The 7462-nt window shown below is 58.7% G+C and carries 6 protein-coding genes; 5 read left to right on the top strand and 1 reads right to left on the bottom strand.

Translation table 11 applies throughout. The annotated features are described in order from the left end of the window. A partial coding sequence (locus RMO15_RS19560; RefSeq protein WP_309715714.1) for a hypothetical protein occupies nt 1-2093 on the top strand: 2093 nt, incomplete at its 5' end. Nucleotides 2094-2097: 4 nt separating this feature from the next. On the opposite strand, the gene RMO15_RS19555 is transcribed toward RMO15_RS19560, so the two are convergent. After that, nucleotides 2098-2970, bottom strand: coding sequence for a universal stress protein (locus RMO15_RS19555; protein ID WP_309715711.1), 873 nt, complete (start codon nt 2968-2970; stop codon nt 2098-2100). Between the two features lie 83 nt (nt 2971-3053). Here RMO15_RS19555 and nth point away from each other — a divergent pair, with 83 nt between their 5' ends. The 4 genes from nth to tatC all read left to right on the top strand — a co-directional run bounded on the left by nth (nt 3054) and on the right by tatC (nt 7438). Further along, nucleotides 3054-3803, top strand: a complete 750-nt coding sequence (gene nth, locus RMO15_RS19550; RefSeq protein WP_309715708.1) for a hypothetical protein — start codon at nt 3054-3056, stop codon at nt 3801-3803. A gap of 3 nt (nt 3804-3806) precedes the next feature. Then, nucleotides 3807-4400, top strand: a complete 594-nt coding sequence (locus tag RMO15_RS19545) for a hypothetical protein (RefSeq protein WP_309715706.1) — start codon at nt 3807-3809, stop codon at nt 4398-4400. 28 nt (nt 4401-4428) lie between these two features. Beyond that, nucleotides 4429-6225, top strand: a complete 1797-nt coding sequence (locus tag RMO15_RS19540) for a hypothetical protein (RefSeq protein ID WP_309715703.1) — start codon at nt 4429-4431, stop codon at nt 6223-6225. A gap of 76 nt (nt 6226-6301) precedes the next feature. Then, complete coding sequence (gene tatC, locus RMO15_RS19535; RefSeq protein WP_309715700.1) at nt 6302-7438, top strand: twin-arginine translocase subunit TatC; 1137 nt, start codon at nt 6302-6304, stop codon at nt 7436-7438. Nucleotides 7439-7462 lie beyond the last annotated feature (24 nt).

The raw sequence follows: 7462 nt of genomic DNA, 5'->3' as shown, positions 1-7462 counted from the left end.
CGACGGAGCCTACTCGTTCTGCCCTACGACCCATACCAAGAGACAAAAAGCAGGCCGTCGTACCGCCGACAAAAATGGCACGAGCACAAAATACACAAAAAACGAAAGTACCAAACTTGGCAGCGTTGGCAAAAGCAAGACTGAGTCTTTCTGGAGACGAGCTGCTCTATCTCAATCCCGATCCCGTTCTCTCGCTGACACGCTGGTCGGCCCGCTTCCAGCCCGATGAGGCCAGTGCGCTTTTGGCGCGGCTTCTTCCGACGGTAGGTAAGGGGGACTCTTTTGTGGACGTGCCTTTGCCACGGGTGGCGGCTCTGACAGCAGGCGGCGAGGCACTTGTCGGCTATGCGCGGGAGCGGCAGATCGTGGATGCGCGACTTCAGCGCAAAGTCACGCTTCGACTTAAAGCGACATCGCTCTCCCAACTCTGCCAGAAGCTCTCAGAGGAGACGGGGATTATGCTCTCGGCGGGACGGGGCGTGGCCGATGACAACCTGACGATTTTTTGCACGGGGCGCCCCTTGCGAGAGGTCATGCGGCAGGTGGCGGAGCTGCTCGGGTTCACCTGGGAGCGCTCGGGGGAGGAGGGAGCCTATCGCTATCGGCTCGTGCAGCCGCTCCGTGCCCAGCTTCTCGAAGAAGAGCTACGCAACCGGGATCGGGATGCCGCTCTGATCGCGCTGGATGCCCAGATGCGGGAGCGCTACCAGAGCCTACTCGGGCTCTCGCTGGAGGAAGTGCAGGGGCGCAAAGAGGGCGAGAAGATTGGTGGGCTGGGCTGGGGACCGGCGCAGCTCTACTTCTCACTCTCGCCGGAAGAGACCGCCGCGCTCCGTAGTGGGCAGAAACTGCGCTTTGGCGGGTCGCCCGCCAGTGCGCCTTGGGGAGATGCCGATGAGGGGGTGTCGGCGCAGCGCAGCCTTCCCGAGGGAATGGAGGAGAAGATTCTGCGTGCCCAGGAGAAAACGACGCGAGTGGGCTTCAATACCAATGGAACGGCTTGGATTGGCTTTGGCCCCCCCGAGTCCATGTCTGGTGGTGCGGCTCCCGCGAGCGTCCCCGATGCCCGCGCCGTGGTCGAGCTTCAGATCGTGCGCGGGGCCGACGGCCAGGCGACCCTGCGTGGCGGCTCGGGCGTGGCGCTTCAGCTCGGAGAGTTTCAGAACTTCCAGCTCGGCGACACCAATCTGGCAGCAGGGGAGCACAAAGACAGCCCTCTGCGAAACGCGGAGATTAACGCACAGCACAAAGGCAAGGTATGGAGCAAGACGCGAGTGAGCATCGCGCCGGAGTCCGCGCGGCGCTACGATAAAACCAATGCCGTGCTCCAGGGGCGTGCAACGACGGCGGAGCTACTGGAGGCGATTCATAAGGCAACGGGGCGCGATGTGATCGGTGACCACTACACCCGCCTCTACGATACAAGCTCTCTGACGGTTCGTGATGCCTCGCTCTTTGAGGCACTCTGCAAAGTGGGCGATGCGGCCCTGATGCGCTGGGATGTGGAGAAAGGGCAAGAGGAGGGTGGGTTTCTGCGGCTCCGCACGCCCGATTTCTACCGTCGGCGTCCCCAAGAAGTCCCGGCGCGTCTGCTCTCGCGCTGGGCGGGTGCACTGGCTCCTGCCCTGCCTCTGGACGAGCTGCTGGAGATGGCACGCCTGCTCTCCGACGAGCAGCTAGACTCGCCGTTTGTGACAAACGGGGCAAAGGCGCTCTATGGGATCGCGGAGTGGGAGCTTGTGCGAAGCCGAAACCTGCGCCCGGTGCTCAGACTTCTCGCCGCGCTACCGCGTGAGAGTGTGTGGCAGCGCGGGGACGGCAAGGATGTGTCGCTTACCTTGGACGCGCTCGATCCCACAAATCAGCAGCGCTTCTGGTCCCTGACCTTCGCCAACAACCCGCCCTCCGCGCGGCGACCCCGCGCCGCTGACCTAAGCCGTGCACTGGTCTCCGTGCTCTACCGCAACGAGCGCCCCACGCCCGACACGCCCCCCGAGTTTACGGCGATGTTCCGTTATGGAGGGCCGAGCACAGGCTATCGTCGCCATATCTACAGCAGAACGCGTTCCTGGGGCGAGAGCGACACTCCGTAGTTGATTATGCTCGGAGCACGAGCACGCTCTTGGGGCAGGTGGTCACGGAGCGGAACGAGACGCTTCCGAGGGTCAGGCGCTCCAGGAAGCTGTGGCCTTTTGCACCCAGGATCAGAAGATCCGCATCGGAGGCATCTAGAGTTGTCTCGATTGCCTGCGAGACGGAGCCATGGGCAACCACGCTGTGGATGGCCTCCATAGGCAAGCCCAGCTTCACCCCGAGCGCCTTTGCTGCCGCCTCAGTCACTTCCTCAGGTGTGCGAACCGGGCGACCGTAGGCCTCGTGCGCGATCTCTTGGGCTAGCTGATCCATATCAGCTTTGTAGGGAGCGGGGAGCACATACAGAACGGTGAGATGTCCGATGCCTTGTGGTGCCCAGCTCACGAGCTTCTCCAGCGCTTTCTCTACATACTCGGAGTGGTCCATGGCGACCACCACACGCAGTGGGCCTTGGGGTGCGGAGCCTCGGGTGAGGAGCACACTCTGGGAGGCACCCTCAACGAGGGCACGAGCGATACTGCCGAGAAAAAAAGCGGAGAGGGTATTTTTATTGGAGCCACGCACCACTAGCAAGTCGGTGTTGGTCTCGTCGGCGCGGTTAAGAAGCTCTGTCGTGGGGGTGCCAATCTTTACCCGCACACTGGCACTGCCACTGCGCTGCTTCAGATCGCGCTCCATCTGGCGAGCGGTTTTCTCTTGGAGACGCTCTGTCTGATCTGCCGCCAGAAAAGGATCTAGTGCCCAAACAACACCACTTTGTTGAGGGACGATGTGTACCCACTCCTCTACTAAGCTGCCGAAGCTAAGGCTGTGCACCCACCCCGATACCTCTTTGGCTCCTTCTAACTGATCCACTCCGATTAGAACACGCATCATGATTCTCCGTTTTAACGGTGATTGTATCGGTTTCTGGCGGTCTTTGGCATCTTCATGTTGGCGGTTTCGGGTAGAATTTCGGTTTGAAAAAAGCGACAGCAGGGTGGGTGGTGGAGCAGCTTGACCAAGAGTACGGGACACTTGTGTGGCGCTCGCACGGAGAGCCACTTGATGCGCTGATGCAAACGATTCTCTCGCAAGCGACCTCGGATGTGAATAGTGGGCGGGCTTTTGACAGCCTTCGTCGAGCGTTTCCAGGGGGCTGGGACGACGTGCGCTTGGCCGAAGTGCGCGAGATCGCGGATGCCATTCGGTGCGGGGGGCTCGCCGATGCTAAAGCGCCGCGCATTCGGGCAGTCTTACAAGAGATCCACGAGCGTGTTGGAAGTACCAGTCTGGAGTTCCTTAAGACCACACCCACGGAAGAAGCGAAGGCGTTTCTGAATAGTTTTCACGGCGTGGGGCCCAAGACCGCGGCGTGCGTTCTGATGTTCTCACTAGGGCGGCCCGTGCTCCCAGTGGATACCCACGTCTTTCGCGTCTCGCATCGTTTGGGGCTGATTGAGGAGAAACTTGGTGAGGCAAAGGCGCATAATGCGCTTCAGAGCCAGCTCAAAGATGCCGAGGTCTATTCGTACCATGTCCACTTGATTCGGCACGGACGGCGGGTCTGTGTGGCCCAGCAGCCCCGCTGCGAGGAGTGCGTTTTGGGGGCGACATGTGCGTACCGTCGGGGGGGCGGAAAGCTCTCGAAAAAAACTTTGCCACAAAATTTCCCCGAAACGCTCCACGGATTGAAGGAAAAGGCAGGAGACGGGTCGAACAAGGTGTAAGCGATGCAGAAAGCACTACAACCAACCGGGAAAAAGAAGTCCTCTCTCTCACGGTCGAGCCTTGCCAAAACGGCACAGTTCACCGTGACGATGGTAATGGCTCCTAAAGATGGCCCCAAAGACACGCAGGTCTTTCAGATCACAGTGAGTGGCGTGAAAGGCCGTCTGGACTACAAAGATAAAGCACTGGGAGAAGTGCGCTATGTGGTCAACGAAAAAGGGGCTTTCTTCTTTATCCCTGCAAACAAAGCGGCGCAGAAGATGAACCTCAAGATTGAGGATGGACTCAGTACGGTCTTTGCGCAGGCCAGCGAGGTTCTGGCGGGAGCACAAAAGACGGGAAAGGCAACCGTCGCCGGAATCGCTTGTGATGTCTATAAAAACCCACGCACGGGCTCCGTGGTGTATCTAGGGACAACGCCGGGGTTTACCCTTCCGGTGAAGCTTGAGATACGAAATGCGGGGGGGATGCAGACCATGCTGGCCTCGCAAATCAAACTCAATGGAAGTATTCCGGAGGCACTTTTTGCTCTTCCGGCTGGGACGCAGATTATTGAAGGGCAGGGGGGGCCAGCGGGGCTCCCTGGCTCACGCTAGAACAGAAAGTTTATGAAGTGAGGATCGTATGCAGAGCAAGGCATTAGGTACGCTTTTGGTCACCCTTGGTGTGGCCGCTGTCTCATCGGCACAGGTTGCCTTTCAGGTCGCGGGGCCACAGAATGGTGCAACCGTCCGTGAGACCGTCAAGATTCGCATCCCCCGTCAAGCACTCGAAGGGGTTAAGTATCTCTCTTTGGGTGTGGATGGTAAGTTCCGCGCCGGGGTAATGGTGCCGACGCAGGGGCAAGCTGTCAATACTGATTTTATTGTTACCGACAAGGCCGGGATGATGGTAACTCTCCTGTGGAATACCAAAGCCAAGGTCCGTGATACGGAAAAAGACGTGATCCTTGATGGTGTGGATGACGGTCCGCATACGCTGGAGCTGATCGCCTACGATGCGGGTAACAAGAAGCTCGGCAAGCAGACTCTGACCCTGACGGTGAACAATCGTGGTGACCTGCGCATGCCCTCCGATGGAATTACACTCGCCTACCGGTTTGCCGTAGGTGAGCAGGTTCAGTACAAACAACGCACTGATCTTGAGTATGTCAATGATGTCAAAGTCCCCACGAACACCGTGATGGGCCAGCGCCGCAGTGGCTACTCCTCCCAGGGACGTGGTATGGGTGGTGGCGGTACGATGGGCGGGATGGCGGGTGGCCCTGGTGGCATGATGGGTGGCGACGGTGAAGGCATGGGCGGTGGCCCCGGCATGGGTCGTGGTGGTCGCGGCATGATGGGTGGCTCCGGCGGCCCTGGCGGCATGAGCCAAGGTGGCATGATGGGCGGCCCAGGTGGTATGCCTGGTGGCATGGGCCAAGGTGGCATGATGGGCGGCGACGGTGGTATGGGAGGAATGATGGGCGGCGGGGGAGCAAGTCCCTTTGGCAATGGTGATGTTGCCGGTCCTTACCGCATTCCCGTTCAGACCGTCAAGGCAAACTACATCCGTACCACCGAAGATCGGCTAGCAGCCAGCGATTTCTTTATTCGCGATCGCGTTCAAGATGGAACCATAATCTCCGCAGGCGGCTCCGCTCGTCTGCAAGATATCTATGATTTCAAATCGCGCTACCGCTCTGTCAACTCCTCAGGGAAAGTTCTGGATCCTGGTATTGCCAATGGAGCACGTCCCGGAGCCTATGTTGCTCTGCCTATGATTGAGCTGGGTGGGAAGCGCCGCGTCGGTCAGAAGTGGACAACACGAGCCCCCTTGCTCCTAGAATGGGCAACACTAGATACGCCGACCATGGTGACGGTAGATAATACTCTGGAAGGCCTGGAGTGGGAGAGCGGTTACCAGTGTGCCAAGATCCACCAGACCTTTACGCAGCGAGCTAATGTCCAGATTTTTGGCGGCGCGGGTAAGATCGAAAAAGCCAAGGTCAAGATGGATCGCACGATCTGGTTTAGCTATAAGGCAGGCAAGATCATCAAGACAGAGACAATCACCGAAGTCGAGGGGGATGCACCCTCAGATATCCTCGGCGCGATGGTTCCACAGGCCGGTGTCGGTGGTGGCATGGGCGGCATGATGGGTGGCGACGGTGAAGGTATGGGCGGCATGATGAGTGGCCCAGGTGGAATGGGGGGGGGGAAGTCCATGCCTGGTGCCGCTGGAATGGGCAGCATGGGCGGAGGACGACCCGGTGGGCCTGGCGGCATGGGCGGCGGTGATGGGGCTGGCTTTGGTGGTATGCAGTCTGGCCAGCAAATGGAATCTCCTAAGGTTCCTGCCAAGTTCCGTTCCACTACAGTTGTGGAGCTTGTGGTTCCTGCCCCTGTGGTGAAAACCGCGGCGGCGACGATTAAAAAATAGTCGTTTTTAGCCCCTTTCGTAAGACCTCTCTGAAATTTCAGAGGGGTCTTTTTTCGCCGATATAATAAAGCTTGTTATGGCACTATTTGGAAAAAAGAAACCTCTCCCTACCGATGGTCAGATGGAGCTTGTCGAGCACCTGGCTGAGCTACGTAATCGTATCTTTCGTGCGATCCTCTATTTGGTGGGGGGAATGGTACTCACCTATAACTTCTTCAAGCCACTCTACAACCTGATCAATGAGCCTCTACAGAGAGCCTTGCTGAAAGCCGACGTGATCGGTGTCATTAAGCTTGACTCTGTTCAGGATGCCTTTTTTCTGAAACTTCAGGTTAGTTTTTTCGCGGGCCTTGCGATCACGCTTCCAATGCTGGTGATGGAGCTCTGGGGCTTTATCAAGCCTGCTCTCACGGCGAAAGAGCGCGAGCCCGTGAAGTTTCTGGCCCCGTTCTCCGTGCTGCTCTTTCTGGCGGGAATCGGGACGGGCTACGCCGTGCTGCCTCTCGCCTTTGACTGGATGGTCGGCTATATCAGTGAGATCCCCAAGGCGGAGCTGCTACAAGATGCGGCAAAGTATCTTCTGCTGGCGATGAAGATTATTCTGGCCTTTGGAATCGCCTTTCAGCTTCCGGTGATCTTGCTCTTCTTAGCACGTGTTGGGATTCTGACTTCGACACTGATGACCACGTACTGGCGGCATGCAGTCGTGGTTATCGCGGCGCTCTCGGCGATCTTTGTGCCTTCCAACGACCCCGTGACCATGATCATGATGGCGATCCCGATGGCGGGGCTCTATGTGCTCTCGATCAGCCTGGTCAAGGCCTTTGAGCCACGGGCCGATGGGAAGCAAAACAAGCCTCTCCTGACGATGATCCTGGTCTCACTGGCTCCTGCGGTGATGCTGGGGGGCGTGAGCTACTGGATTACGCGCCAGCGTGCTGAACCCATCAAGAAGCCAGGAATGACGGCCCCAACACCCGCTCCTACCCCAAGCCCGACTCCCGTGCCCGAGGGAACGCTGACGGTTGAGAAGCGCCTCGCTGTCCTTGAGGAAAAAGTGGAAAAGCAGGCCGAGGAGCTCAAGGCGCTACGTACTGTGCTGGAGCAGAAAAATCCAACACCTGCTTCACTTCAGGCTACACCGGCACCAACTCCTGAGCCGAATGCGACACCGAACCCGATCAACCCCAACATGCCCCAGGACGGGCGCTGATGGAGCTGCGCAACGTTCGCATCG

It is taken from the genome of Armatimonas sp. (assembly GCF_031410135.1).
Lineage (GTDB): Bacteria > Armatimonadota > Armatimonadia > Armatimonadales > Armatimonadaceae > Armatimonas.
The sequence above is the reverse complement of the archived record's forward strand: the minus strand, read 5'-3'. Positions and strand labels throughout refer to the sequence as shown.